The sequence below is a fragment of the Pseudomonas sp. St386 genome (assembly GCF_018325865.1).
Classification (GTDB): domain Bacteria; phylum Pseudomonadota; class Gammaproteobacteria; order Pseudomonadales; family Pseudomonadaceae; genus Aquipseudomonas; species Aquipseudomonas brassicacearum.
Genome location: NZ_AP021900.1, coordinates 4,433,478 through 4,459,420, shown reverse-complemented (window position 1 = coordinate 4,459,420; position 25,943 = coordinate 4,433,478). Strand labels below are relative to the sequence as shown.

24 protein-coding genes are annotated in these 25,943 nt (G+C 61.6%); 15 read left to right on the top strand and 9 right to left on the bottom strand.

The window, feature by feature from the left end:
- Window positions 1-86 precede the first annotated feature (86 nt).
- The 4 genes from KI235_RS19570 to KI235_RS19555 are packed head-to-tail and all read left to right on the top strand — an operon-like array spanning window position 87 to window position 2,898.
- On the top strand, window positions 87-1,085 hold the full coding sequence (locus KI235_RS19570) for an Ldh family oxidoreductase (RefSeq protein WP_311195860.1): 999 nt from the start codon (window positions 87-89) through the stop codon (window positions 1,083-1,085).
- A gap of 25 nt (window positions 1,086-1,110) precedes the next feature.
- Complete coding sequence (locus tag KI235_RS19565; RefSeq protein WP_003203428.1) at window positions 1,111-1,767, top strand: dimethylsulfonioproprionate lyase family protein; 657 nt, start codon at window positions 1,111-1,113, stop codon at window positions 1,765-1,767.
- A gap of 5 nt (window positions 1,768-1,772) precedes the next feature.
- Window positions 1,773-2,042: a transcriptional regulator gene (locus KI235_RS19560; protein WP_170291495.1), complete on the top strand. Its 270-nt coding sequence runs from the start codon at window positions 1,773-1,775 to the stop codon at window positions 2,040-2,042.
- Window positions 2,032-2,898 (top strand): DMT family transporter, encoded by an 867-nt coding sequence (locus tag KI235_RS19555; protein ID WP_003203424.1) that lies wholly within the window; start codon window positions 2,032-2,034, stop codon window positions 2,896-2,898. The genes KI235_RS19560 and KI235_RS19555 overlap by 11 nt, the downstream gene beginning before the upstream one ends.
- 83 nt (window positions 2,899-2,981) lie before the next feature.
- Here the strand turns inward: KI235_RS19555 and KI235_RS19550 are convergent, their stop codons facing one another.
- Entirely contained in the window at window positions 2,982-4,925 is a 1,944-nt protein-coding gene (locus KI235_RS19550; protein ID WP_003203422.1) for a methyl-accepting chemotaxis protein, read from the bottom strand.
- A gap of 291 nt (window positions 4,926-5,216) precedes the next feature.
- Here KI235_RS19550 and KI235_RS19545 point away from each other — a divergent pair, with 291 nt between their 5' ends.
- Window positions 5,217-6,260: a GlxA family transcriptional regulator gene (locus KI235_RS19545; RefSeq protein ID WP_003203420.1), complete on the top strand. Its 1,044-nt coding sequence runs from the start codon at window positions 5,217-5,219 to the stop codon at window positions 6,258-6,260.
- A 103-nt stretch (window positions 6,261-6,363) separates the two neighbouring features.
- Here the strand turns inward: KI235_RS19545 and KI235_RS19540 are convergent, their stop codons facing one another.
- The gene (locus tag KI235_RS19540; protein ID WP_003203418.1) at window positions 6,364-6,777 is read right to left on the bottom strand and encodes a hypothetical protein; all 414 of its coding nucleotides are present in this window, start codon (window positions 6,775-6,777) and stop codon (window positions 6,364-6,366) included.
- A gap of 380 nt (window positions 6,778-7,157) precedes the next feature.
- Window positions 7,158-7,880, bottom strand: a complete 723-nt coding sequence (locus KI235_RS19535; protein ID WP_212795255.1) for a pirin family protein — start codon at window positions 7,878-7,880, stop codon at window positions 7,158-7,160.
- A 320-nt stretch (window positions 7,881-8,200) separates the two neighbouring features.
- On the opposite strand from KI235_RS19535, the gene KI235_RS19530 reads away from it, so the two are divergent.
- Window positions 8,201-9,151, top strand: a complete 951-nt coding sequence (locus KI235_RS19530; RefSeq protein WP_003203414.1) for a GlxA family transcriptional regulator — start codon at window positions 8,201-8,203, stop codon at window positions 9,149-9,151.
- A gap of 183 nt (window positions 9,152-9,334) precedes the next feature.
- On the top strand, window positions 9,335-10,822 hold the full coding sequence (locus tag KI235_RS19525) for a winged helix-turn-helix domain-containing protein (protein ID WP_212795254.1): 1,488 nt from the start codon (window positions 9,335-9,337) through the stop codon (window positions 10,820-10,822).
- Here the strand turns inward: KI235_RS19525 and KI235_RS19520 are convergent.
- Entirely contained in the window at window positions 10,784-13,573 is a 2,790-nt protein-coding gene (locus KI235_RS19520) for a winged helix-turn-helix domain-containing protein (RefSeq protein WP_212795253.1), read from the bottom strand. The two genes, KI235_RS19525 and KI235_RS19520, sit on opposite strands and share 39 nt — an antisense overlap.
- Window positions 13,574-13,807: 234 nt before the next feature.
- Here KI235_RS19520 and KI235_RS19515 point away from each other — a divergent pair, with 234 nt between their 5' ends.
- The 7 genes from KI235_RS19515 (at window position 13,808) to KI235_RS19485 (ending at window position 20,537) form a co-directional block, all read left to right on the top strand.
- Window positions 13,808-14,629 carry an alpha/beta hydrolase gene (locus KI235_RS19515; protein ID WP_003203408.1) on the top strand — a complete coding sequence of 274 codons (822 nt, stop codon included), beginning with the start codon at window positions 13,808-13,810 and terminating at the stop codon, window positions 14,627-14,629.
- Window positions 14,630-14,695: 66 nt separating this feature from the next.
- Window positions 14,696-15,643: a LysR family transcriptional regulator gene (locus KI235_RS19510; RefSeq protein WP_013693718.1), complete on the top strand. Its 948-nt coding sequence runs from the start codon at window positions 14,696-14,698 to the stop codon at window positions 15,641-15,643.
- Complete coding sequence (locus KI235_RS19505; RefSeq protein WP_003203404.1) at window positions 15,640-16,053, top strand: DoxX family protein; 414 nt, start codon at window positions 15,640-15,642, stop codon at window positions 16,051-16,053. The genes KI235_RS19510 and KI235_RS19505 overlap by 4 nt, the downstream gene beginning before the upstream one ends.
- Window positions 16,046-16,684, top strand: a complete 639-nt coding sequence (locus KI235_RS19500; protein WP_013693717.1) for an antibiotic biosynthesis monooxygenase — start codon at window positions 16,046-16,048, stop codon at window positions 16,682-16,684. Before KI235_RS19505 ends, KI235_RS19500 begins: the two co-directional genes overlap by 8 nt.
- Before the next feature lie 118 nt (window positions 16,685-16,802).
- Window positions 16,803-18,641: an amidohydrolase gene (locus tag KI235_RS19495; RefSeq protein WP_003203401.1), complete on the top strand. Its 1,839-nt coding sequence runs from the start codon at window positions 16,803-16,805 to the stop codon at window positions 18,639-18,641.
- A gap of 147 nt (window positions 18,642-18,788) precedes the next feature.
- Window positions 18,789-19,418, top strand: coding sequence for an isochorismate family cysteine hydrolase YcaC (ycaC, locus tag KI235_RS19490; RefSeq protein WP_003203400.1), 630 nt, complete (start codon window positions 18,789-18,791; stop codon window positions 19,416-19,418).
- A gap of 240 nt (window positions 19,419-19,658) precedes the next feature.
- Window positions 19,659-20,537, top strand: a complete 879-nt coding sequence (locus KI235_RS19485; RefSeq protein WP_013693714.1) for a LysR family transcriptional regulator — start codon at window positions 19,659-19,661, stop codon at window positions 20,535-20,537.
- A gap of 56 nt (window positions 20,538-20,593) precedes the next feature.
- Here KI235_RS19485 and KI235_RS19480 read toward each other — a convergent pair whose 3' ends face one another.
- The 4 genes from KI235_RS19480 to KI235_RS19465 all read right to left on the bottom strand — a co-directional run bounded on the left by KI235_RS19480 (window position 20,594) and on the right by KI235_RS19465 (window position 23,670).
- On the bottom strand, window positions 20,594-21,070 hold the full coding sequence (locus KI235_RS19480) for a hemerythrin domain-containing protein (RefSeq protein ID WP_003203396.1): 477 nt from the start codon (window positions 21,068-21,070) through the stop codon (window positions 20,594-20,596).
- A gap of 198 nt (window positions 21,071-21,268) precedes the next feature.
- Window positions 21,269-22,378 (bottom strand): NAD(P)/FAD-dependent oxidoreductase, encoded by a 1,110-nt coding sequence (locus KI235_RS19475; RefSeq protein ID WP_028237144.1) that lies wholly within the window; start codon window positions 22,376-22,378, stop codon window positions 21,269-21,271.
- A gap of 93 nt (window positions 22,379-22,471) precedes the next feature.
- Window positions 22,472-23,002 carry a DUF2867 domain-containing protein gene (locus KI235_RS19470; RefSeq protein ID WP_212795252.1) on the bottom strand — a complete coding sequence of 177 codons (531 nt, stop codon included), beginning with the start codon at window positions 23,000-23,002 and terminating at the stop codon, window positions 22,472-22,474.
- A gap of 23 nt (window positions 23,003-23,025) precedes the next feature.
- A complete protein-coding gene (locus KI235_RS19465) occupies window positions 23,026-23,670 on the bottom strand; it encodes a DJ-1/PfpI family protein (protein WP_039012439.1) in 645 nt (214 codons plus the stop codon).
- A gap of 126 nt (window positions 23,671-23,796) precedes the next feature.
- Here KI235_RS19465 and KI235_RS19460 point away from each other — a divergent pair, with 126 nt between their 5' ends.
- A complete protein-coding gene (locus tag KI235_RS19460) occupies window positions 23,797-24,351 on the top strand; it encodes a TetR/AcrR family transcriptional regulator (protein WP_003203390.1) in 555 nt (184 codons plus the stop codon).
- A gap of 123 nt (window positions 24,352-24,474) precedes the next feature.
- Here KI235_RS19460 and nuoN read toward each other — a convergent pair whose 3' ends face one another.
- The gene (gene nuoN / locus KI235_RS19455; protein ID WP_003203388.1) at window positions 24,475-25,938 is read right to left on the bottom strand and encodes an NADH-quinone oxidoreductase subunit NuoN; all 1,464 of its coding nucleotides are present in this window, start codon (window positions 25,936-25,938) and stop codon (window positions 24,475-24,477) included.
- Between the last annotated feature and the right edge of the window lie 5 nt (window positions 25,939-25,943).

Genomic DNA, 25,943 nt, shown 5'->3' with positions numbered 1-25,943 from the left:
GCTGCTGCTATTCAATAGTTGAGTTGCAGTCCGATGTCCTGCGTGAAGGGCATCGGATGCATCGAACGAACATTCAGGCGATACCCTTGAAAACCACAGCCTATCGTCGCTTTACCCTGGATGAGGCGGTCGACTGGGTGAAGCATCTCTGTGAATCGAAGGGCTGCTCACCCGCGGTTGCCCTCTCATTGGCTCACGCCACCGTGGCTGCGCAAGCGCGCGGTAACCAGGCCGTGGGGTTTCGCCACCTCGCCGATTACTTGCCGGGCTTTTCTTCCGGACGAATCAATCCACGTGCCGAACCACGCATCTCCCGCGCTGGCGCGATTATCTTCAAGTCCGATGCCCAAGGCGGAATTGCCCAACTGGGTGTCGATCGCTGTTTCGATTCGCTGTGCCATGCCGCGCACGCCAATGGTATGGCAACGCTGAGCCAGTGCAACAGTTTCACCAGCGGTGAACTGGGTGACTACACGTTGCGGTTTGCCCAGGCCGGGCTGATTGCATTGGCGGTCGCAAACGGGCCGGCCCTGGTCGCCGTTCCTGGTGCCAAGGGCAAGACCTACTCGACCAATCCGCTTTCATTTTCCGCGCCCTCAGCCGACGGCATCCCGCTGATGTTCGACCAGGCGTGCAGTGCCGCGGCATTCGTGAATATCGCCCACGCCGCTTCGACGGGCAGCGACATCCCTGACGGTTGGGCGGTGGACCAACAGGGCAACGGCACACGTAATGCCTTGGCGGCGTTGAGCGGTGCGCTGCTGCCTTTTGGCGGACATCGTGGGGCCAATCTGATGCTCATGGTCGAGGTCCTGGCGGCGGGGCTCACGGGTGCCAACTGGTCGTTGGATGCGCCGGCGTTTAACCAGGGAAACCAGACGCCTGGCTGTGGCCTGTTGATCCTGCTCCTGGCGCCGGCCTTCTTTTCAAGCGGGTTTGAACAGCGACTGTCCAGCCAACTGACCCGCCTGACGCAGATGGGCGTCCACAGGCCGGGATGGGAACGGCAACACTTAACGCTCACCGCACAGAATGATGGGATCAGTGTTCCCGTTGACCTGTTGGAACAACTGAGCCGTCTGTAAGCCAGTTCGATAAGTTGCTCGGGAAATGGGATCGAAAACGATGATGAACAGCACTGAAGATCCATCGTGGGACCAGGACATTATCCGTAGTGGGAAGTCGCTCAGGCGTTCGCTCCAGAGCGTCCTGTCGGGCAGCGGTTGCAATGAGGCGCCAGCACATGTCGCGTCTCTGAGCACGGCCCAATGGAATATCAGCAAGACTGCGCAGACTTCAAATGTGCTGCCCCGGTGTTTGGAGCGTCACTTATCCGAGGCGCTTGACGCTGCGCCCAGGACCGATGATGACCTGATATCGATACTGGCTGAGCTGAGCACGCTCTTGCCCCATCTTCCCTGGATAAACCGCCAAGCCCGGGCCAACCAGGACAGCGCTTTTGTGGAGCGCCATCGCCACGGGATGATCGCCGGCCCTGGAGCGCTATTTGAATGTTCCACCTTGACCTTGGGGTTGGCGCTGATGATGCCCAAGACCAGCTACCCCTATCACCAACACCCGCCTGCCGAGTTCTACCTCGTTCTTTCGCCGGGTGACTGGTATCGGGAGGATGTTGGGTGGTGGAGTCCTGGTGCGGGGGGCGTTGTCTTCAATCCGCCTTCTTGTATTCATGCAATGAGATCGACGTGCGTTCCACTTCTTGCTTTATGGGGCTTGATTCATTCAGAGGCTGAGTTATGTCGGTAACAACAATGGGCATCAAATTGGATGGGGAAACGCGTGCCAGGCTGAAATCGGCGGCGGCCAAGTTGGATCGCACCTCACATTGGTTCATGAAGAAGGCGATTTTGAATCTCATTGAAAAGGTGGAAGCTGGGGCCGGCGTTGAAGCCTTTGTAGCGGTCGAGACGCTGGAGAGGGATACGTTGCGCCATAGCATCGCACGACAGCGCGCAAATAAAGGCCTGCGTGACGATACCGCCCTGATGGCATCGGCCAAGGGCGGTGTGCATGGTGCGTGATCATGATGCGCCGCGGCCTCAGCTAGGCATCGCCTTGTGTCTTTTGTCCATGCTGATCTTTGCCAGCCAGGATGGCGTCACCAAACTGCTGGTAAGGGATCTGCCCGTCGCCCAGCTCGTCATGGTGCGCTATTGGGTATTCCTTGCGTTTGCTGTTGGCTATAGCGTTTATCAGGGAAGTTTGCGAACCGCATGTCGAAGCCAGCATCCCTTTCTCCAGATAACTCGTGCCCTGGTTGGGGTGGGTGAAATCGCTTTGTTTGGATTTGGCCTGCGTTATCTTGGCTTGGCTGAGATGCATGCTTTGTATGCGGTTTTCCCGCTGATGACGCTGGCCTTGGCGGGAGCATTGCTGGGGGAGTTCGTCGGCGTGCGTCGATGGATTGCCGCTGCGATAGGTTTCCTGGGCACCTTGGTCATTCTTCGCCCCGGCGGCGGTGTCTTCGAACTCGCAGCGCTGATTCCCTTGATGTCCGCGCTGGGGTTCGCTGTGTTCAATGTGTTGACGCGGCGGATTAGCCGCGACGATTCGTTTGCTACGAACATGCTCTACATGGGTTTTTTCGGCGCAATGGCCGTCACCGTACCCGGCCTTCCCGGATGGGTTGTTCCGAGCCCGATGCAGTGGGTCTTGATGGGAGTGCTTGCTACCACAGGTGTAGTGGCCCAGCTTTTACTCATCCAGGCGCTCAGGTATGCGACGGCGGCCACGCTCCAGCCTTTCAATTACACGCTGCTGGTATTCGCCACGTTCATCGGCCTGTTCGTGTTCGGCGAATTGCCGGACCTATGGACAGTGGTAGGGGCTAGCCTGGTGGTGATCGGTGGCCTGTATGCAGTCAAGGCGAAAGGGTAGGTCAAGCGCCTTGCCAGCGATTTTCCCTACCGTCCAGTCGTCATAAGCAGAGAGCCATCCCTGGCTCTCCCAGGCACTACCGCTTAGAACTTGAAGCGCCCCACCAAACCCTTGAGTTGTCCGGAAATATCCGTCAGACGCCCCGAGCCGGTCTGCGCCGAGTGGGCGAATTCCTCGACCAACTGGGCATCGGCATGGATCTGCGCGATGTGCCGGTTGATGTCTTCGGCCACCTGGTGCTGCTCCTCAGCCGCTGTGGCGATCTGCGTATTCTGGTCGCGAATCGAGTCCACCGAGTGGCGGATCTTGTCGAAGCTGTCGCGGGCCTGTTGGATGCGCTCCACGCTGGTTTGCGACACCTGCAGGCTGCTTTGCATCTGTTGGGTCACTTCCTGGGTGCGCCGTGCGAGGTTGCCCAGCAGGCTGTCGATCTCACCGGTGGAGTCGGCGGTACGCCGTGCCAGCGCCCGGACTTCGTCGGCCACCACTGCGAACCCGCGACCTTGATCGCCGGCCCGTGCAGCTTCGATGGCGGCGTTCAGGGCCAACAGGTTGGTCTGTTCAGCGATCGAGCGGATGGTGTCGAGGATGGTGTTGATGTTCTTGCTGTCCTGTTCCAGCGCCTGCATGGTCTGGGTCGACTTTTGCAGGTCGTCGCTCAGTTTCAGCACGCTGCCGGTGGCTTCGCCGATGTGATGCTGGCCATCGTGTACATCGCGATAGCCTTCGTCCGCACTGGAGGCGGCCTGGCTGCAAGAGCGGGCCACTTCGTTGGCGGTGGCAACCATTTCGTTGAACGCGGTGCTCACCAGCTCCACGGCCTGGCGCTGGCGCCCGGCAGCGTCGTTCATGTTCTGGGCCACGTGGCTGGTATCGGCTGCGGCGGTTTGCAGGTCGGAAGAGGCGCTGCCGATGCGCTGCATCAGTTGCGCGATCATGCCCAGGAACTGGTTGAACCAGCCCGCCAGGGTGGCCGTTTCGTCCTTGCCTTGCACGATGAGTTTGCGGGTGAGGTCACCTTCACCTTCGGCGATTTCCTGCAGGCCGTTGGCAACACCGCGAATCGGCCGCACGATCACGCTGGCGAAACTGGCGCCTACCAAAGCGAATACCACAGCCAGTACGGCAGCAATGGCGGCGATCAGCCAAGTCAGGCTCGAAGCCTCGGCCATCACTTCATCGCGCTTGATCAGGCCGATGAAGCGCCAGCCCAACCCTTTGGAGCTGACCACGTTGGCCATGTAGGGCACGCCGTCGATCTCGATCTGGGTCACGCCATCGCTGCTTTTGGCCAGCTCGGCATAGTTGGGGCCCAAGTCGGCCAACGGCTTGAAGTTATGCTTGGCATCGGCAGCATCCACCAGGACGTTGCCGTTGGCTTCGACCAGCATCAGGTAGCCGCTTTCACCCAGCTTGATGTTCTTGACCAGTTCGGTGAGCTGTTTGAGCGACACGTCCAGGCAAACAACACCCACCAATTTACCGCTGGAGTCAGCGACAGTTTGTACGGTGCCGATCAGCGACACATCGTCCGGCGCCCAGTAATAGGCGTCTGTGCGCACAGTTGTGCCCGGTGCGGCCATGGCGGCCTTGTACCATGGACGCACGCGCGGATCGTACTTGGCCATTTTGGGATCGTCCGGCCAGCTCGCGTAGCCGCCGTCATCCATGCCCACGGAAAGATAGGCGGTGGTCGGATGGCTCTTGGCGAATCTTTCGAAGATCTCCAGAAGCTGTTGATTGATCTCAGGGAAGGGGGCTTGTGCGGCGTCGGCGCTGGAATAGTTTTTCAAGCCCTTGGCGGCGATGACCCGCGGATCCCTGGCAAAGAGTTCGACGTTCTGGCTGATGCCATCGAAGAACTGCTTCATGCCGTTGTCGATCTGGCGGATTTCACGGCCACTGCTGTCTAGAAAGTTGGCTTTTGCGGCGTCGCGCAGGTTCAGCACGACCAGCACCGCCACCAGGATAACCGGAAGGCAGGCGATGGCCGCGAACGCCCATGTCAGCTTCTGTTTGATATTCATGACTTCTCCCGCGGGATATTTTAAGTGTTTGGATGGCGGAAACAGCAGTGGTTGGCGTTGCGAGTCTCTTAAGGGAAAAGCACCCATGCCTACTGCCAGTGTATCGACCAAAGTCGTAGGCACTTGAGGCTTGCCATTTTGGCGCGGGATGATCGGTAGACGGCGCAGGCGCGATTGCAGCCGGCGTCACTAGTCTGGAAGATAACGTGGTTTGCCCTGCGCCTTCGCCCTGGGGTTCAAGGCACCCTCGTGCAGCAATCCTCATCGTCTTTAATGTATTAACGAGGCCCTATGCCAAGCGCATTCGAGAGCGTACTCAAAAACAAGAACATGGCTTATCGACCGCTCGGCGCGGCGCCCGCCAGCCAGGCGCCGATCCGCGTCGCGTTTGTATTGATGGACAACTTCTCGATGATGTCTTTCACCGGTGCGGTGGATGCGCTGGTGACCGCCAACCTGATGAGCGACATGCCCCTCTACGAGGTGCTGACGGTGGGGGTTTCAGGTGGGCAAGTCACGAGCGACCTGGGCATTGTCATCTCGACCGACATCGAACTGGCGCAGATGCCGGAAAACCAGGACGTGCTGATCGTCGCCGGGGGCTTTCGCGTGAAGTTGCAAGGCCATCCCTTGCTGCGCCGCAAGCTGCGCGCCCATGCGGCGTCCGGGGCGATCCTGGGCGGGTTGTGGAACGGTGCCTTCTTCGTTGCCGATGCCAATCTGCTGGATGGTTTCGAATGCGCTGTCCACCCGGAAAGCCGCGCCATGATGGCGGAGGTGTTTCCCCACGTGAAGGTGTCCAGCCGGGCCTATGTGGTTGATCGGGAACGGGTCAGTTGCGCGGGCGCCAACAGTTCGCTGCGCATGATGCTCCAATTGATTCGCCAGACGGGCGGGGCGGCGCTCGTGGGCGCCATCGAGGAAATTCTTCGCTGTGATGAGTCTGGCGATGATGCGACGGACTTGCCGCCGGTTTTCGTCGAGACCGACCCGACACTGCCGGAAAGCCTCAAGCTGGCTCTGGAACTGATGTGGCAAAACGTAGAAGAGCCGTTGACCATCGATGAGCTGGCGGCGTGCGTCAAGATTTCCAAGCGGCAGTTGGAGCGGCGGTTCTGCAGTTTTCTCGGTGCGACTCCCACACGCTATTACCTGGAACTGCGCTTGACGCGTGCCCGCCAGCTCATCCAGCAAACCAATCGATCCGTGACCGAAATCGCCGTGGCGACGGGCTTCGTCAGCTCCCCGCACTTCCAGCGTCGTTTCCGGGATTTTTTTGGTGTGCCACCTGGTAGCTATCGCTCGAAATCGGAGCGCAAACAAACCGTGCGATGAAGACGCTGGCAAATCAGGGATGAGTTGTTAGGGTGGGGAGAGGGCGTTGCCGCGCTTTAGCGCGGGAGCTGCTCCTGCACAGCTTCCGCGCTGCGGACATAAATCAGGTGTTATCGCCTGTCCGTGTTTCGGAGGGCAGGTCTTCAGTTTGCTTCGCTGCTTGCGAAGCGGTCAGGGTTGTGTCCTTGCAGAGCACTTTTCCAACTTCGTCGGCTATCGAGCCATCGACGATTCGCCCTTCCATCTGGTCGAACTGAGCTTTTTCCACCCCTGAAAGGCTGTTGTACATCCCCATGTGCCGAACATTGCGGGTGGCGCAGTCGAGTTCAAGCTTTGTGTAGTTGGTGAAGTAAGCGCCCGATCTTTGTATGGTGGCCTGGATGGCTGGACCGTCGTCGACAAACGAAACGATGGAGTACACCGCATCCGAATCATCGTAGAGGTACTTGATGTTCTGGACGTCCGCGGCCGCACTGCACGCAATAGAGAGTAACGCGAGGGATATAACGATTTTCATGCTTTCTTCCGTGAATAAGCAAGTCAGGAGAATTAGTGGCAAAGTGAAATCATTTTGCCTTGGCGCGTGCATTGAGTCAATTTGCGTTGGTTAGTATCCGACGACCATTGGTCAGAAACGAGATCGTTTCGGGAACTTTATAGATCGACCTGGCTCGTGGCAACAGAGGAACGCATTTGAGGCGGCCCAGTGAATCTCCCCAAATACGCCACCCTCCATATCAAAGCCTGAATTATTCAGGTTGGCTGATTTTTTTTAGATGTTTTTCGCCTGAAATACGTCATTGATCATGGATTCAGGACTTTCGAATCTTTCTTCGCTTATTGCGCAAGATAACCCTTGTGGGGGCTGGCTCACTCCCACAAGGGGTCACGGTTGCTTCACGGCATCTGTGGCAGTTCCTGCGGCCGCAGATCGAACACCAGCACTTCGGCATCCTGGCCGTTACTGAAGGTCAGGACCTGCTCCTCGCGCACCCGCACGCCATCACCTTCCTGTAACGGTATGCCGTTGAGCTCGACAGCGCCTCGTGCCACGTGCACGTAGGCATAGCGATCCGGGGCCAGGGTCAAGGTGGCGCTTTCCTGGCCATCGAACAACCCGGCGTAGCCCCGTGCATTCTGGTGCACTTGGAGCGAGCCGTCGGCGCCGTCGGGGGAGATGATCAATTGCAGGCGACCGCGTTTCTGCTCGCTGCTGAAATGCTCCTGTTGGTAGCGTGGTGTGGCACCGCTGACGTTGGGCACGATCCAGATCTGCAGGAAGTGCACCAGCTCGTCCGCGCTATGGTTGAACTCGCTGTGGGCCACGCCGCTGCCGGCGCTCATCAACTGCACGTCACCCGGGCGAATGACCGAGCCTGTGCCCAGGGTGTCCTTGTGTTCCAGCGCCCCTTCGAGCACATAGGAAAAGATCTCCATGTCCCGGTGGGGATGCTGGCCGAAACCCTTGGCGGCGGCGACCCGGTCATCGTTGATGACCAGCAGGTCGGAGAAGCCCTGTTCGTTGAGGTCACGGTAGTTGGCGAACGAGAAGGTGTGGAACGAGGTCAGCCAGCCGTGGCGGGCAATGCCGCGATCCGAAGCTTTGCGAAGGGTCAGCATGATCAATTCTCCTGATGTCTGTGGGCGACGGCTGGGCCGTTCGCCGGGTTCAGAAGAAGGTTAATGGTTATCCATATGTTCAATAAGCAGGTGAAAAACGAAAGACTGTCCGTTTTGGGTGGACAATAGACAGCCCTACCGGCAGATGCTTCGCTTCGACATAATGCTGAGACTTTGAAGCTATAAAACCTGTGGGAGCGAGCCTGCTCGCGATAGCGTCGGTCCAGCTTGCGCTTGTGTTGACTGATTGTCCGCTATCGCGAGCAGGCTCGCTCCCACATGGGACATTTACAAGTTCTGGATTTTTTGGCGTATCCCCGATGAAAACCGTTGCAATGGTGCTGTTCCCGGATTTTTTGCTGCTCGACATGGCCGGGCCTATGGAGGTGTTTTCCATCGCCAATCGCTACCTCGCAGGGGACCTGCGTTATCAATTGCTGACCCTGGGAACCGAGCGCGGGGCATTGCGGGCGTCCAACGGCGTGATGGTCCAGGCCGATATCCATATCGACCAGGCATGGGCGGCTTATGACGTGTTGCTGGTGCCGGGCGGGCCGGGGGCCTATAACGACCAGCATCCGGGGCTGCACATCTGGTTGCGGGCCGCGGCACAGCGGGCTACGCGCTACGGCTCCATCTGCACCGGGGCCTTTGTGCTCGGTGAGGCGGGCTTGCTCGACGATTATCACGTCACCACCCACTGGCATTACACCGACCGCCTGATACAACGTTTCCCCAAGGCGCTGGTGGAAACCGACAAGATCTTCCTGCAGGACCGGCGCCTGATCACCTCCGGCGGCGTCACCGCCGGGATCGACCTGGCCCTGTCCATCGTCGCTCAGGACCACGGTCGCAAAGTTGCGTTGGACGTGGCCAAGGTGTTGTTGGTGGTGATGAAACGCCAGGGTGGACAGGCGCAGTTCAGCCCCTCGGTGGCGGCGGTGTCGACGCAGGAATCGGCCATTACCCGCGTGCAGAATCATGTGATGGAACATCTGGATGAACCCTTCACCATCGAGCGCATGGCCGCGTTGGCCGCCATGAGCGCGCGGCATTTCGCCCGGGTCTTCGCCCGTGAGGTGAAGATGACACCCATGGAGTTCCTGCAGGGCGCGCGCATCGACCGGGCGCGTCAATTGCTGGAAACCACCGACCTGCCGCTCAAGACCGTGGCGTTTCGCAGTGGCTTCGGCAGCGTGCGGCACATGCGCTTTTTGTTCGGTGAAAAGCTCGGCCTGACCCCGGTGCAGTATCGCCAGCAGTTCAGTTGAGCCATCGGTGTCCGTCCAGGGCACCGTGATGTCCGTGGCGCTCCCTGTGCCAGCATTGTCCTGAGGCCTGCGCCTGCCAAGATAACGGCGAACCCTTTGGAAAGGATGCGCAGGAGCCTGGGCAGACGTGTTCGGTGATCCGCACGCTGACGCCCGCACCGGTTATCCGGCGCTGGATCGCCCATGAACAGTTACGTCAAACCCGATAGCGAGCCGGCGGTGGGCTTCGGTCCGTTCGCCTTCTACCGGCAGCAGCGGCTGGTGACCCGTGACGGTCAGCCCCTTGCGCTGGGCGGCCGTGCCTTGGACGTCCTGCAGGTGCTGGTGGAGCACGCCGGCCACTACGTCAGCAAGCAAACACTCATCGCTCACGTCTGGCCAGACAGCGTCGTGGAGGCCATCAACCTGCGGGTGCACATCGCGGCGCTGCGGCGGGCCTTCGGTGATGGGCGAGGCGGCGCTCGCTATATCCTCAATCATCCTCGACAAGGCTATTGCCTTGCGCTGCCCCTGGTGGCGCAAGAGCGCGTTGAGTCGCCTTTCAGCCCCCAAACCGAGCGGCACAATCTGCCCGCACGCTTGAGCCCGGTGGTGGGTCGCGACAAAGTCCTGGGACGATTGCTGGCGCAAGTGCCCCGTCAATCCGTGACCACCGTGACCGGCCCCGGCGGGGTCGGCAAGACCACAGTGGTGTTGCGGGTGGCGGAGCTGCTGCTCGAACACTTTGAGGACGGTGCCTGGTTCGTTGACCTGGCGGCCGTCGGCGATCCTTCGCAAGTGGTGGCGCAAGTGGCCGGCGTGCTGGGCGTGGAGCAGGGTGCTTTGGCCCGCTGCCTCGAACCCTGTCGGATGTTGCTGGTGCTCGACGGTTGCGAGCATCTGCTCGACGCTTGTAGGGAGCTGGTCCAGGCAGTGGCTGCGGCGCCTGGGGTGTCGCTGCTGCTCAGCAGTCGCGAACCCTTGGACTTGCCGGATGAAAGGATTGTGTCACTGCCGGGCCTGGCCGTGGCGTCGCCCCTGGAACCGGAGCACCAGATCGAGGCATGCCCGGCGGTGCAGTTGCTGATGGAACGGGTTGGTGCCCGGCAGGAGGGTTTCAAGCCGGGTGGCCGCGACTGGCCGACGCTTGCACAGATCTGCCAGCGCCTGGACGGATTGCCGCTGGCGTTGGAACTGGCGGCGGCCCAGGTCGATGCCTTGGGAGTGGCTGGCGTCCTGGAACAACTGGATCACGGTTTATCACTCTTGAGCCATGGGCGGCGTACGGCGGTGGCCCGGCACCGCAGCCTGGAGGCGGTGTTGGACTCGAGTTTCGAGCGTTTGAGCGCTGACGAACAAACCGCATTCCGGCGCCTGGCGGTGTTCGAGGGGCCGTTTACGCTCAAGGCGGCGCTGGCCGTGATCAGTTGCGCTGAACTGAGTGTCGGGCAATTACCCTCGCTGCTGTCGCGGCTGGTGAGCGTGTCACTGCTGATGGTCGAACCGCTTGCCGAAGGGGGGCGCTTCCATCTGCTCCACACCACTCGCGCCTATGCCATGGACAAACTGCGGCGCAGTGGTCAGTGGCCTGTGTTTCATCGGCGTTACGTGCTGCAAGGTGCCTGGGGAGTCCGGCGTTCAAGGCCCCAACCGTCAAGTCAGCGCCTGGAGCAGCACGCTGGCGTCCAATAGGTCGGGGGTCTCGAAACCTTCGGTGAAGCGTCGATAGACGGGGCCGAGCAGTGCCTGCGCGGCATGCGCCTGCCCTTGGCGCTGCCACAAACGGGCCAGGGACGTGGCGCTGCGCAGTTCCCAGGCCAGGGCTTGGTGACGACGTGCCACGGCCAAGGCGGCCAGCAGTTGCGCTTCGGCGGCTTCTTCCAGGGACGGTTCATTGCGCGCCAGCAAGGTCTCGGCACCGGCCCGCAGGATCTCCGCCGAACACCAGCCCGCGGCACCGCTGCGGGCCCGTTCGATTTGCGCCGGGCTGACGAAGTCGCTGCGCAGGGTGACGGCGATGTCCTGGATCAACCCGTTTGTCGGGCGTGTTGCCAGGGGCTGATCGTCGAATGCGTGGTCGTAATGGCAAGCCCAGTCATGGAACAGCATCACCGAATGTTTCTTGGCCTGCTGCTTCAACAGGTCGAGCCTTTCCCGGGCAGTCGAATGATCGCCGGTGTAGTGGGCGATCACGCAACCGGCCAGCGCCAAGGTGTAGCAGATCGAAATACCGTGGTTGATCTGCACGGCGATCTGCAGCGCCAGGTTGGCGGTACGCTGGGCTTTCTCGGCAAAACCTTGCAGCCAGAGGATGCGCGCCAGAACCGTCAGCGCGGCCACGCTCTGATCGTATTGCACGCCGAAGCCGTGGCTGAAGCGGCTGAGGTGACCGCTCTGGGCCAGGCGCTGGATCACCTGTTCGGCTTCGCGCCGCGCCGCGCGCTGGTCGCCGGTGAAATGCAACGCCAGCACCCGCAGGCGTTGGGTGCTCAAGGACAGGGTCGGGTCGCCCTGCAAGCCCAACCGGTCGAAATCCCGGCTGTGTGCCAAGGCCTGTTGGTAGTAACCGCAACTGAGGTCGACGGTCATTTGCCCGGACACGGCCCGCAGCTCGCTGGCCAGGTCCTGGCATTGCCGGGCCAGTTGCCGGGCCGTGGCGAAGGCTCGAACAGTGGCCGGCGTGCCGCCCTCGGTGTGGTAGTTGAAACTGGCATGGGCCAGCTCCAGGGCCAGGGTCAAGCGCGGGCATGGCGCGGGGCTGGCCCGCAACAATTGCAGTGCTTTGTTGACGTAGAGGCCGTGTTCCTTGAGCAGCGACAGTTCCTGCCAGAGGGGCAGGGTACGGGCGGTCAGGCGGATCGCTACGGCGTGTGAACCCTGCGGGCCCAAGCCTCGGTCGAGCGCCGCGCGGATGTCGTCGCGATAGTCGGCATAGCGGGCGATCCACAGTCGGGTGGGGGTGTTTTCCCAATCGTTTTCCGCTTGTCCCATGAGCGCCAGGCAGCGTTCGGCGTGGCGCTCCTGGCTGACCGCCAGCTCCCCGGCTTCGGCCAGTTGTTCCAAGGCATAGCGGCGGGTGGTGTCCAGCAGGCGATAGCGCACCTCTTCATCGCCGATCTCTACATTGAGCAACGATTTGGCGACCAACTGGCTGACCGACACCAGCACCTGTTCGGGCGCGACATGCTTGCCGACGATCACCGCGGCGGCCGAGGCCAGGTTGAAACTGCCCATGAACACCGCCAACCGCCGCAGGCAGGTCTGTTCGCAGGCCGTGAGCAACGCGAAGCTCCAGTCCAGCGTGGCGCGCAGTGTTTGCTGGCGCGGTGCGGCGTCGGTGTCGTTGTGAAGCAGGGCGACGCTGTCTTGCAGTTGCCGGTGAAGCTCCTCCAGGGTGAAACGGCCGATTTGCGCGGCAGCCAGCTCGATGGCCAGGGGAATGCCGTCCAGCCGTTGGCAGATGTCGACCACCAACGGCACCTCGCGGTCGCTCAGTTCGAAGTCGTCACGGCTGGCCATCGCCCGTTCGGCAAACAGTTGCAGCGCCGGGTATTCCAGGGCGGGGTAGCCCTCGATGGGCATTTCCCGGGGCGGGAACGCCAGGGCGTCCAGGCGCTGCACGTGTTCGCCTTCGGCGCGCAGGCCTTCGCGGCTGGTGGCCAGGATGTGCAGGTGGGGTGCGCCGCGCAGCAGGGTTTCGCTGAGCAGGGCGATGGCGTCGATCAGGTGCTCGCAGTTGTCGATCACCAGCAGCAGATGCCGCTCCTTGAGCTGCCGGGCGATGGCGTCCAGCGGATCACCGTCCTGCAGTGGCAGGTCGAGCAAGGCGCACAGGTTGGGGGCGATCATGGCCGCGTCGTTGAGCGATGCCAGGTCCAGCAGATGCGTGCCGTCACGGTACTGGCCGATCAGCCGTTCAGCGACCCGCAGGGCAACGGTGGTCTTGCCGATGCCGCCGGTACCGACCAGGGTAATGAAGCGTTTTCTCGGTAGCTGGGCCACCAGGTTTTCCACCAGGGCCTGGCGCCCGATCATGCGCGTGCGTTGCAGAGGCAGGTTGCGCGTCAAGGACGGATGAGGGATGTGCGCCCATTGGTCGAACGGCTCGAATGACAGCGGCGCGACAAAACTGTAGCCGCGCTGCGCCACGGTGACGATGTAGCGCTGCCCGGCCTGGCCATCCCCGAGGGCCTTGCGCAGTGCCGCGACGTGCACGCGCAGGTTGGTGTCTTCCACCACGCTCCTGGGCCAGACCCGGGCGATCAGTTGCTGCTTGCTCACCACCTCGCCGGCGTGCTCGAGCAACACCAGCAGAATCTCCACGGCCCGCCGTCCCAGGCGCAACGGTTGCCCACCCTCGAGCACCAGGCGTTGGCGAGGATGGACTCGGTAAGGGCCGAAATGCACCGTCTGTTCGACGGGCAGGCTGAGGTATTGGCTCATGTTGCTCTCAATGTTCTGGTCCCGGTGCCTGGGCTTTACCCGAGCATATTCCTCAGGTTTGGCTTCAAGCGCAACGGCGCAGGCTCTACTCCCTGCCTTCCAGCCGCCGGACCCTGTGGCGAGGGAGCGGGCTTTTAACACGCCGGTTCCGAAAAAATTAACAACGTTTAACTCACGCAGGTGCCCCCCATGGCCGGACCATAAAGCGATCCACCCACCTCAAGGAGTCACGTCATGAGCACCTTCATCACCCGCGACGGCACCGAGATTTACTACAAGGACTGGGGCAGCGGTCAACCGGTGGTCTTCAGCCACGGCTGGCCGTTGAACTCGGACAGTTGGGAGGCGCAGATGATGTTCCTGGCGTCCAATGGCTACCGGGTAATCGCCCATGACCGCCGTGGGCACGGGCGCTCCAGCCAGCCCTGGGACGGCAACGACATGGACACCTACGCCGATGACCTGGCCGAGCTGATCGAGCGGCTGGATTTGAAGGACGCGGTGTTGCTCGGCTTCTCCACTGGCGGTGGCGAAGTGGCGCGCTACATCGGCCGCCATGGTGCTGCCCGTGTCGCCAAGCTCGGCCTGATTTCGGCGGTGACGCCGCTGATGCTCAAGACCCCGGCCAACCCCGGCGGCCTGCCTGTGGAAGTGTTCGACGGTTTCCGCCAGGCCTCCCTGGCCGACCGTTCTCAGCTATACAAGGATGTGGCCAGCGCGTTTTTCGGTGCCAACCGTCCGGGCGCCAAAGTCTCCCAAGGCATGATCGACTGGTTCTGGATGCAGGGCATGCTCGCCGGCCACAAGAATACCTATGACTGCATCAAGGCGTTCTCGGAGACCGATCTTTCCGAAGACCTGCGCAACATCGACGTGCCGACCCTGGTGGTCCATGGCGATGACGATCAGGTGGTCCCCATCGAAACGGCTGGCATCGCCGCCGCCAAGTTGCTCAAGAACTCGCAGCTGCTGATCTACCCCGGCGCGCCCCACGGCCTGACCGACACTCACAAGGACCGCCTGAACGCGGACCTGCTGGCGTTCATCCAGGGTTGATCAAGCCACACACCTGTGGGAGCGAGCTTGCTCCCACAGGATTGGCATTCAACAGGAACAACACCCATGAACCGCAATGATTTACGCCGTCTCGACATGAACCTGCTGGTGATCTTCGAGGCGCTGATGTTCGAGAAAAACCTGACCCGTGTCGCCGAAAAGCTGTTCATGGGCCAGCCGGCGGTGAGCGCGGCGCTGGGGCGGCTGCGGGATCTGTTCGATGATCCGTTGCTGATCCGCCACGGTCGCGGCATGGAGCCGACGCCGCGGGCCCTGGCGATCCTGCAAGAGCTGCAACCGGCCATGGACACTATCTCTGGCGCGGTCAGCCGGGCCAAGGCGTTCGATCCGTCCACCAGTTGCGACGTGTTTCGCATCGGTCTGTCCGACGATGCCGAATTCGGCCTGTTTCCACCGCTGCTGAGCCAGCTGCGCGAAGAAGCGCCGGGGATCATCGTGGTGGTGCGCCGGGCCAACTTCCTGCTGATGTCGTCGCTGCTGGCCAGCGGTGAAATCAGCGTCGGCGTCAGCTACACCACCGATCTGCCGGCCAATGCCAAGCGCAAGAAACTGCGGGACATTCCTTGCAAGGTCTTGCGTGGCGACAAGCGCCCGGGGCCCTTGACCCTGGATGAATACTGCTCGCGGCCCCACGCCATGGTCTCGTTCTCGGGCGACCTGAGCGGCAACATCGACCTGGACCTGGCCCGCATCGGCCGGACCCGCAAAGTGGTGCTGGCGGTGCCGCAGTTCAGTGGGCTGCGGGCCTTGCTGGCCGGCACCGAGCTGATCGCCACCGTGCCCGACTATGCGGCCTGCGCGCTGGTGGAAGGCTGCGCACTGCGCGCCGAGGACCCGCCGTTCGAGATCAATGCCGCTGAACTGTCGATGGTCTGGAGCGGCGTGCATGACAACGACCCGGCCGAGCGCTGGCTGCGTTCGCGCATTGCCAGTCACATGTCCCAACCGCTGCCAGCGGCGGCCTCGATCACTGCGGACGGAGCCCACCGATGAACATGACTGATGAGCGCCCGCTGCAGGATCTGGGCTTGTTGTTCCTGCGCTTGAGCGGCGGATTGTTTCTGCTGTGGGTCCATGGGCTGCCGAAGCTGTTGCACTACAGCGTCGAGCTGACCCGTATCGAAGACCCGTTTCACCTTGGCGCGGCGCCGACCCTGATCCTGGCGATTTTCGCCGAGGTGCTGTGTCCGCTGCTGATCATGGCCGGTGTGCTGGTACGCCTGGCGTGCCTGCCGATCCTGTTTCTGCTGGCGGTGGCGCTGCTGGTGGTGCACCCGCAATGGAGCCTGGAAGAAGGCCAGTTCGGCTGGCTGCTGTTGATCGTATTTACCAGTGTGTTTATCGCCGGGCCCGGACGCCTGGCAATCAATACGCGTTTTGTTGGAGTGCTTCGCCATGTCTGAGTCTCAAACCGTTGAATCCACCGCGAGCCCGGCCAGGCCCGGCTTCGATGAAATCGTGACCTTGGTGGTCAAGCACCGGATCAAGGTTGGCCAGGAGGCTGCCTACGAGGCCTGGTTGCGTCGCACGGTGCGCGTGGCCGGCCAGTGGCCGGGTCATTTGGGGGTGGATGTGGTGCGGGGCAAGCAGGGCGGGCTGGCGCTGTTCACCTGCGTGCTGCGTTTCTGTTCCACCGAGGCCATGCAGCGCTGGCTGGACTCGCCCGAGCGCCGCGAACTGGTGGAGGAGGCCATGCCGTTGCTGGCCGACGGTGACCAGACCGAAGTCGGGTCGCACAAGGAGTTCTGGTTCACCCCGCTGGCCGATGCGGCTACACCGCCGCCGCGCTGGAAGCAGGCCGTGGTGACGCTGCTGGTGATCCTGCCGCATACCTTGCTGGTACCGCTGATCTGGGGGCCGTTGCTGCAACTCAACAGTTTTCTTTCCAACTACGTGGTCGCCACGTTCCTGATCACCCTGACCATCGTGCTCTCTGTGGTGTACGTGTGCATGCCGCTGGCGACCCGTCTGTTCGCACCGTGGCTTGAGGCCTCGAAAGCCCACGTGCACCTGGAGCCCGGCCATGGCCAATAAGGACGACCCAACCGATCCGCTGCGCCGCCAATTGCTCGCCGCCGGGTCCTTGCTCAGCGCTGCGGCGGCTTTCTGGCCGCGGCTGTCCCTTGCCTCTACTCATCCAGAAGGAAATCCGATGAACGCCGATCTGATTCTGTTCAATGGCCAGTTCCATACCGTCGACCGTGAAAAGCCCCGCGCCAGTGCGGTTGCCATCAGCCAGGGGCGCTTTGTCGCGGTCGGCACCGACGCCGAGGCCATGGCCTTGCGTGGCAGCGGCACCCAGGTCATCGACCTCAAGGGCCGCACCGTCATTCCCGGGCTCAACGACTCGCACTTGCACCTGATCCGCGGCGGCCTGAACTACAACCTGGAGCTGCGCTGGGAGGGCGTGCCATCCCTGGCCGATGCCTTGCGCATGCTCAAGGACCAGGCCGACCGCACGCCGACGCCACAATGGGTGCGTGTGGTGGGCGGCTGGAACGAATTCCAGTTCGCCGAAAAACGCATGCCGACCCTGGAAGAGCTCAACCAGGCTGCTCCCGATACGCCAGTGTTCGTATTGCACCTGTATGACCGTGCCTTGCTCAACCGTGCCGCGCTGCGGGTGGCCGGCTACACCCGTGACACGCCGAACCCGCCGGGTGGCGAGATCGTGCGTGACAGCAAGGGCGAGCCCACCGGCATGCTGGTGGCGCGGCCTAACGCAATGATCCTTTATTCGACGCTGGCGAAAGGGCCGAAGCTGCCGTTGGAGTACCAGGTCAACTCCACTCGCCAGTTCATGCGTGAACTCAATCGTCTGGGCCTGACCAGTGCCATCGATGCTGGCGGCGGCTTCCAGAACTACCCGGACGACTATGCGGTGATCGAGCAGTTGGCCCGCGAGCAGCAGTTGACGGTGCGCATCGCCTACAACCTGTTCACCCAGAAGCCCAAGGAAGAACTCAGCGACTTCAAGAACTGGACCGGCAGCGTCAAGTTGCACCAGGGCGATGACTTCCTGCGGCACAACGGCGCCGGGGAAATGCTGGTGTTCTCGGCGGCGGATTTCGAGGACTTCCTCGAGCCGCGCCCGGACCTGCCGCCGGGCATGGAGCAGGACCTGGAGCCGGTGGTCCGGCACCTGGTGGAGCAGCGCTGGCCATTCCGCCTGCATGCCACCTACGACGAATCCATCAGCCGCATGCTCGATGTGTTCGAGAAGGTGAACCGCGACATTCCGTTCAACGGCCTGCCCTGGTTCTTCGACCATGCCGAGACCATCACGCCGAAGAACATCGAGCGCGTACGGGCGTTGGGCGGCGGGATTGCGATCCAGGATCGCATGGCCTTCCAGGGTGAATATTTCGTCGACCGCTACGGCGCCAAGGCCGCCGAAGCCACGCCGCCGATCAAGCGCATGCTCGCCGAAGGCGTGCCGGTGGGCGCTGGCACCGACGCCACCCGCGTCTCCAGCTACAACCCGTGGACCTCGTTGTACTGGATGGTCAGCGGGCGCACGGTCGGCGGCCTTTCGTTGCACGAAGAGGGCCTGCCGCGCCTGACCGCGTTGGAGCTGTTCACCCACGGCAGCGCCTGGTTCTCATCGGAGCAGGGCAAGAAAGGCCAGATCAAGGTCGGCCAATTGGCAGACCTGGCGGCCCTGAGCGCGGACTTCTTCAGCGTCGAGGAAGAAGCCATCAAGTGGATCGAGTCGGTGCTGACCGTGGTCGACGGCAAGGTGGTGTATGCCGCCGGCGACTTCGAAAAACTCGGGCCGGCCAGCGTCCCGGTGCTGCCGGACTGGTCGCCGGTGGTCAAGGTCCCAGGGCACTGGCGCCCGACGTCGCCGTTGCAGGCCCAGGTCCACCAGTGCAGCGGTCCGTGCACGGTGCATTCCCACAGCCATGAACGGGCGAGGTTGTCGAACGTCCCGGTCAGCGATTTCCAAGGCTTCTGGGGCGCGTTTGGCTGTTCCTGCTTTGCTTTTTGACTAACACACCGATTCTCCCCTGTGGGAGCGAGCCTGCTCGCGAAGGCGTCGGCACATCCGACATCGCCGCAAGCTGACACACCGTCATCGCGAGCAGGCTCGCTCCCACATTGTTTTTCAATACATCCATCCCAAAGGAGTCATCCCATGAGCAACGTTCCCGCCTACAACCGTCTGAACAAAGACGACGCGGTCGTCCTGCTGGTCGATCACCAGACCGGCCTGATTTCCCTGGTCCAGGACTTCTCGCCCAACGAGTTCAAGAACAACGTGCTGGCCTTGGCCGACCTGGCGAAGTTCTTCGAACTGCCGACCATCCTGACCACCAGCTTCGAAAAAGGCCCTAACGGTCCGATCGTGCCGGAGCTCAAGGAAATGTTCCCGGACGCGCCGTACATCCCGCGTCCAGGCCAGATCAATGCCTGGGACAACGAAGATTTCGTCAAGGCGATCAAGGCCACCGGCCGCAAGCAACTGATCATCGCTGGCGTGGTCACCGATGTCTGCGTGGCGTTCCCGACTCTGTCGGCGCTGGCTGAAGGTTTTGACGTGTTCGTGGTGACCGACGCCTCGGGTACGTTCAACGAAACCGTGCAACAGGCCGCCTGGGTACGCATGACCGCTGCCGGCGCGCAGATGATGAACTGGTTCTCGGTGGCCTGTGAGCTGCACCGCGACTGGCGCAACGACATCGAAGGCCTGGGCAACCTGCTGTCCCAGCGCATTCCGAACTACCGCAACCTGATGAACAGCTACTCGGCGCTGACGGCCAAGTAAGCAGTCCATGCTGAACGACGCCCGCCTTGTGCGGGCGTTTTTGTGTCTGGCATCAGCGCCTCGCAAGTTGTGCCACCGCTATCGCGAGCAAGCTTTGCTCCCACAATTGGATCTGTGGGAAAACCTGTGGGAGCAAAGCTTGCTCGCGATAGCGGTGGCACATTCAACAGCTAGGCAATCTGACTCACCAAGACCACAATGCCCAGCCAATCCCCCTGACTGTCCACCCCAGGAATGACAATGAACCCCTTCGAAGAAATGCGCATCTTTGCCCAGGTCATGGAGTCGGGCAGTTTCACCGCTGCGGCGGAAAAACTGGGGCTGTCCAAGCAGTTCGTCAGCCGCAAGCTGATGGAACTGGAACAACGCCTGGGCGTACGCCTGCTCAATCGCTCGACCCGACGGCTGGACGTCACGCCCCTGGGCCAGCGCTATTACGAAGCGGCGCTGCGCCTGCTCAATGAAGTCGAACAGGTGGAGCAGGGCATCAGCGGCCAGACCAGCGAACCCCGCGGCACCATTCGCCTCAGCGCACCGCTGTCCTTCGCCGTGGCGCACCTGGGCAGCCTGCTGCCGCTGTTTCTGCAGCGCTATCCGGGTGTCAGCGTCGAGGTGGACCTGAGCGACCGCTCGGTGGATCTGCTGGGAGAGGGCTATGACCTGGCGCTGCGCATCGGCGTGCTGGAGGATTCGACGCTGATTGCCCGGCGCATCGCGACTATCGAGCGGGTGTACTGCGCCAGCCCGACCTACCTGGCGCAAAAAGGCACACCCGCGCGGCCTGAAGACCTGCGCAATCACGACTGCCTGCCCTATGGTCACAGTCGTCAGGTGCAGTGGCGTTTCGTGGGGGCCGGCAAACCGCTGACCCTGGAGGTCACGGGACGCATGCGCGCCAATAACGGGGATTTGCTCAGGGACGCGGCCATCGCCGGCATGGGCATCACCTATCTGCCCGCTTTCATCCTCGGCGACGCCTTGAAGGATGGGCGGCTGATCAAGGTCCTGGAAGGTTTCGAGACCGAACCGCTGGCGCTATCTGCGGTGTATCCCCAGCATCGGCAAAGTGCACGCCCGGTTCAGGCGTTGGTGGAATTCTTGCGTGAACAAATGCAATAAAGCGCCGCAGCGCATTCAGCCGTCACATGACGGCTGAAGCATCTACGGCGCTTTGATCAGGCGGCGAGGTTGGCGCTGCTCAGTTCTTTTTTGTACTGCGCTTTCATGGTTTCCATGTCTGCACCCAAGGCATCGAGTTTTGCCTTGCCCAGCAGTTTTTTCGCGTGCGGGAACATTTCCTTTTCTTCTTCCTCGATGTGGTGCTCAAGCAGTTCCTTGACCACTTTCACCCGACCGGCGAATTCCGGCTGGGTTGGATCGGTGGCTTTCAGGTCTGGCAGCACCAGGGAGTCGACGGTACGGTGTTCTTCCTTGGCCTCGTAATACATTTCGGCCTCGTCCTTGCCACCGGCCTGCTTGAAAGCCGGATAAAGAATTTCTTCTTCCAGGCGGGTATGGATGGAAATTTCCATTTCCAGTTTCGCCAACAGGTCGGTACGTTTTTTCACGGCGCGTTCAGTCGACTCGCTCAGTTGAGTCAGGATGGCTTTGACGCGTTCGTGGTCGGCTTTCAACAGATCGATGGCATTCATGGGTAGCTCCTCGGCAATACACGGAAGCGGGCAGGCTTGGAGACGCCTACGCCGCGTAAGAGCTGAATTGCATCAGCTGTGCCAGCCGAAGATCGATTTAAAACCCTTTAAAAACAATAAGTTGAAACGCAAAGAATTTCCGGCGTCGTGCAAGCTGCATGAGCGGGGGGCAAAACGCGTTGCACTTTGCGCTGGTGGCTAGACATTTTCGATCCGTTGTCGGACCCGGCTGGCGATTGCCAGGCAGGACGTCAGCCCGGGCGATTCGATCCCGAGCAGGTTGATCAACCCTGGCACCCGGTGTTCGGCCTCGCTGCTGATGACAAAGTCGCGGGCCGGTTCGCCGGGCGCGCAGATCTTCGGGCGAATGCCGCTGTAGGCCGGTTGCAGGCTCTGGTCCGGCAGGCCCGGCCAATAATTGCGGATCGCCGGGTAAAACGCTTCGGCCCGGGCCGGATCCACTCGGTAGTCCTCGCACTCGACCCATTCTGTGTCCGGGCCGAAGCGCGCCTGGCCGGCCAGGTCCAGCGTCATGTGGATGCCCAGGCCGGCGGCTTCCGGGGCGGGATAGACCAAGTGCCGGAACGGTGCTCGCCCGGCGAGGCTGAAGTAGTTGCCCTTGCACAAAAAGTCCTCGGGCACCGATTGCATCTCCAGGCCTTCGATGCGGCGGGCGAGGGCAGGTGCCTGGAGGCCGGCGGCGTTGATCAGCAGGCGACAGGACAAGGTCATTTGCGCCGTGCCGCCCAATTCCAGCATGAACCCCCCAGTGATGACGCGAGCACCCAGTAAAGGCGTGTGGAAAGCAATGTTCGCCCCGGCCGCTTCGGCGTCACCCAGCAAGGCCAGCATCAGAGCGTGGGAATCGACGATACCGGTGGAAGGCGAATACAGCGCGGCGACACAGGCCAGGGCCGGTTCCAATGCCTGCGCCTGTTCTTGGTCGAGCAGGCGCAGGTCGTCCACGCCGTTCATCAAGCCACGCTCAAGCAATGTTTCGAGTCCGGCCACCTGCGCCTGATCCGTGGCAACGATCAACTTGCCGAGCCGGCGGGTGGCGACGCCGTGGCTTTCACAAAAGGTGTACAGCTGGTGTCGGCCTTCGACGCACAACTGCGCCTTGAGACTGCCCGGTGGGTAATAGATGCCCGCATGGATGACTTCGGAATTGCGCGAGCTGATGCCCATGCCGATGGCTTCGGCGGCTTCGATCAGCAGCACTTCATGCCCGGCTCGGGCCATCTCTCGCGCCACGGCAAGCCCGACGACCCCAGCGCCTACGACGACGCACTCGATATCGACACTCAACGTTGTTCCTCCTTCAGGGATCGCAGGTTGGCGGGTTGAGGATAGCCCTGCTTGGGAAGTGGATGTAGCGTGGGCCATACAGCGCTCCCAGCCTCAGGGGCAGGTAGCCAGAGGCCAACCGACGCGTGCTGCACGCAGGAGGCTGGCCTTAACAACCAAGCGGTGGAATGGGGCAATAACGAAGATGTAGGCCCGGCCTAGACGGTTGTGGCACTGGACCACGGTTGAAAGAACCAGCTGGCGACTGCCTTCTGGCTCTGCCTCTTCAGAACACAGGATCGATATCCGGAAGTCGAGGTGCTTGTCGTCTTCTCCCAACACGATTTCAGTCTGATTCGTGCTGTAGACCTTGAAGACGCCTACCCGATCAGCAAGGGTTGCCAAATGTCTGGCTGTCTTGAGGCCAAAACAGGCAACGACAGTGTCCCGGACTTTCAGGAGCCATCCGATCCAGGATGGCTGGTGGGAAAAGATGAATCGAGCCAGCAAATCTGGATTGCCGGATGTGCCCGCAGGAAGCCGAATCGCAAAAGCGTCCGCCAGGTTCATCGACTTGTAAAGGTGGGTGATGCCGGACCCTGAGGGGACTGGCACGGACATAATGAGCTCAAATTCTCGGGGCATCGGGGATCTCTCCTGAGTTCTAACTACCAATTCGACGACATGCCATGTCGCGTTTTTTGTTGGAAGGCGCCAACTTCTCCTTGTCGGATACTGAGCCCGATCAAGGCATCATAGAGCGCTTGCTGCCCAGCCGGCAGAACAGGGAGCAACGTCGCACGGCGCTTGTCGGCATCGAACCAGGATTCAACCAACCATCCCACCAGATAGAGCGCCGAAAGGCATCCACCAGCGGTTGCAACGTTCCCCTGGCATACAAGAGGCTGGTCCATGGGTTCAAGTCCCAGAGCTTGCAAGCTCGATCGCGCATCCGGGTGGGTAGTGGCTGGGCCGTTGAGCAGCCCAAGCCGTTCGAGAATGAAAGCTCCGGCGCATATGGAGCCGATTCGCTGGCGTCTGGAGTCAAGTTCGAACGACGGCAGGAAATCCGGGGCGGCAAGTGCAGCGGGTATTCCTTCCTTGCCGCTGACGAACAATACCGCGTCGGCACTGTTGGCCTCGCAAAGCGGACCGTGCACCGAAACAGGCAGGCCGTGCGCCGACCGCACGATAGAGCTGGAACCCAATATTCGGACGTGCCAGTCCTCAGTGTTGCGGCCTAAGATGTCCCACATCAGGAATAGGTCGATATCAGTGAATTGGTCGAAAGCAACCAGAACGATTTTCTTCAAGGCGAGCTCCATGAAAAGTGCTGGCGTGCAAAACGCAACGGCCATCTCTGCTGGTGTTCGCAGCGTACCGATCGGTTACGCGCCATACACAGTCTGTATGGCGCTAAATAGGGAGCGAAATGACCGTTGAGAAAACTGACTCGTAACCATTGGATCGCGGCTGGTTTTGAGGCCCTCGACCAAATAGGGCATACCGGTGTTTCGGCCGAGAGTCTATCGCGCCGATTGAATGTGACCCGCGGATCGTTCTATCACCATTTTCGCAATCGCGAGGATTTTGTCCGCACCTTGCTAGCCGCTTGGGAAGAAGACTACACGGAGCGCATGCTCGCTTATGCGGGGCAGGGCAGTAGCGCGGGCGAAATCCTGAAACGCTATTTGAGTATTGCCGCTGAGAAACAACCTGGGCGGGAAGTTTCCATCCGAGCCTGGTCGCTGCACGATCCGTTGGTAGGCGAGTTTCAGCAGCGTGTTGACACAAGACGACTGGATTTCGCGATACGGACATGCCGCCGCCTGGTCCATATGCCAGGGCAAGCAGAAGTGATTGGTCAGGTGGCCCATCTGTGCCTGATTGGTGGTCAGCAGGCAGGGCTGCGGCGTGATGCCGCTCGCTTCAACCGTTTCCTGCATGGAGCCTTTTCACTTTTCGAAGGGGCGCTTGCACCGTGGCGGGCCTGAGTCATGAGCTATATCGGGTAACTGAATAAATAGTGTCCAAGGCTAACGTCCATGGCACTGGCCTAAAAAAAAAACGGCACCCAAAGGTGCCGTTTCTGTTTTCTACGATCTACCGCTACACGATCAGCCCGTCAAGCCAGCCTGCTGAACCAGGGTCAGCAACGGCTGCGGGTACACACCGAGGAAGAACGCCAGTACGGCGATGGCCAGCAGCATCACGCCGCCTGCCTTCTGTTCCCAGTGCAACTCGGCGTCGTGGCGACGCAGGTTCGGTTCCATCAGGTACAAGGTGACCATGACGCGCAGGTAGTAGAACACGCCGATGGCACTGCCCAGCACCAGGGAGCCGACCAGCCACCATTGGTGAGCCTCGACGCCGGTGGCGATGATGTAGAACTTGCCGATGAAGCCGGCGGTCAGCGGGATGCCGGCCAGGGACAGCATCATCACGGTCAGCACGGCGGTCAGGTACGGACGGCGCCAGAACAGGCCGCGGTATTCGTACAGGGCGTCGGCGTCGCGGCCGTTGTACGGCGAGGACATCAGGGTGATCACACCGAAGGCGCCGAGGCTGGTGATCACGTAGGTGACCAGGTACACGCCGATGGCTTCCACGGCCAGGCCCTTGCTGGCGATCAGGGCGATCAGCAGGTAGCCGAAGTGGGCGATGGACGAGTAACCCAGCAGACGCTTGAGGTTGCTCTGGGTCAGTGCCAGCAGGTTACCGAACAGGATCGACGCGATGGCGATGATGGTCAGTACGTTGCTCAGCACACCGCTGCTGGCCACTGGCGAGATCTGGAACAGACGCACCATGACCGCGAACACCGCCACTTTCGAAGCGGTGGCCAGGAACGCCGCCACTGGCGCCGGGGCGCCTTCGTAGACGTCCGGGGTCCAGAGGTGGAACGGTACCAGCGACAGCTTGAACGCCAGGCCGATCAGCATCATTCCCAGGCCCAGTTGCGCGATCGGGCTAGGCAGGCCGGTGGCGGCCAGGGCCTGGCCGATGCCGACGAAGCTCAGGGTGCCGGCTTCGGCGTAGAGCAGGGCCATGCCGAACAACAGGAACGCGGAACCGGCCGCCGACAGCACCATGTACTTGATGCCGGCTTCCAGGGAGCGCTTGTTGAAGAAGGCGTAGGCCACCAGGCCATAGACCGGTACCGACAGCAGTTCCAGGCCGATGAACAGGCTGGCCAGATGCTGCGCGCTGACCAGGACCAGGCCACCGGCGGCGGCCATCAGGATCAGCAGGTACAGCTCTTCGCGGTTGCCCGGGTAACCCGAACCGCCATCGCCGAGGTAGGCGTGGGCGAGGGTGACACAGGCCAGGGTGGCGACCAGGATCAACGCCATGTACAGGCAGGCGAAGCTGTCGATCTGAATCAGCGGGGTGACCGCCAAGGGTGCGACTTTCAGGGCCGGCAAGATCGACAGCAGGGCCAGGTTCAGCCCCGCCACCGACAGCAGGAAGGTCTGTGAGTGATTGCGGCGCCAGGCGATCGCCAGCATCACCACGATGATCGTGGCGCTGGTGATCAACAGCGGCGCAAGCGCGATAAAGTGTTGAATCGTGAATTCCATAGCGC

Coding starts and splice junctions, on each gene's coding strand:
- KI235_RS19505 (WP_003203404.1), top strand. CDS start 15,640: ATGAACATGACTGATGAGCGCCCGCTGCAGGATCTGGGCTTGTTGTTC.
- KI235_RS19550 (WP_003203422.1), bottom strand. CDS start 4,925: ATGAATATCAAACAGAAGCTGACATGGGCGTTCGCGGCCATCGCCTGC.
- KI235_RS19500 (WP_013693717.1), top strand. CDS start 16,046: ATGTCTGAGTCTCAAACCGTTGAATCCACCGCGAGCCCGGCCAGGCCC.
- KI235_RS19565 (WP_003203428.1), top strand. CDS start 1,111: ATGGGATCGAAAACGATGATGAACAGCACTGAAGATCCATCGTGGGAC.
- KI235_RS19525 (WP_212795254.1), top strand. CDS start 9,335: ATGAACAGTTACGTCAAACCCGATAGCGAGCCGGCGGTGGGCTTCGGT.
- KI235_RS19480 (WP_003203396.1), bottom strand. CDS start 21,070: ATGAATGCCATCGATCTGTTGAAAGCCGACCACGAACGCGTCAAAGCC.
- KI235_RS19515 (WP_003203408.1), top strand. CDS start 13,808: ATGAGCACCTTCATCACCCGCGACGGCACCGAGATTTACTACAAGGAC.
- ycaC (WP_003203400.1), top strand. CDS start 18,789: ATGAGCAACGTTCCCGCCTACAACCGTCTGAACAAAGACGACGCGGTC.
- KI235_RS19510 (WP_013693718.1), top strand. CDS start 14,696: ATGAACCGCAATGATTTACGCCGTCTCGACATGAACCTGCTGGTGATC.
- KI235_RS19545 (WP_003203420.1), top strand. CDS start 5,217: ATGCCAAGCGCATTCGAGAGCGTACTCAAAAACAAGAACATGGCTTAT.
- KI235_RS19520 (WP_212795253.1), bottom strand. CDS start 13,573: ATGAGCCAATACCTCAGCCTGCCCGTCGAACAGACGGTGCATTTCGGC.
- KI235_RS19560 (WP_170291495.1), top strand. CDS start 1,773: ATGGGCATCAAATTGGATGGGGAAACGCGTGCCAGGCTGAAATCGGCG.
- KI235_RS19495 (WP_003203401.1), top strand. CDS start 16,803: ATGAACGCCGATCTGATTCTGTTCAATGGCCAGTTCCATACCGTCGAC.
- KI235_RS19470 (WP_212795252.1), bottom strand. CDS start 23,002: ATGCCCCGAGAATTTGAGCTCATTATGTCCGTGCCAGTCCCCTCAGGG.
- KI235_RS19535 (WP_212795255.1), bottom strand. CDS start 7,880: ATGCTGACCCTTCGCAAAGCTTCGGATCGCGGCATTGCCCGCCACGGC.
- KI235_RS19555 (WP_003203424.1), top strand. CDS start 2,032: ATGGTGCGTGATCATGATGCGCCGCGGCCTCAGCTAGGCATCGCCTTG.
- KI235_RS19530 (WP_003203414.1), top strand. CDS start 8,201: ATGAAAACCGTTGCAATGGTGCTGTTCCCGGATTTTTTGCTGCTCGAC.
- nuoN (WP_003203388.1), bottom strand. CDS start 25,938: ATGGAATTCACGATTCAACACTTTATCGCGCTTGCGCCGCTGTTGATC.
- KI235_RS19540 (WP_003203418.1), bottom strand. CDS start 6,777: ATGAAAATCGTTATATCCCTCGCGTTACTCTCTATTGCGTGCAGTGCG.
- KI235_RS19485 (WP_013693714.1), top strand. CDS start 19,659: ATGAACCCCTTCGAAGAAATGCGCATCTTTGCCCAGGTCATGGAGTCG.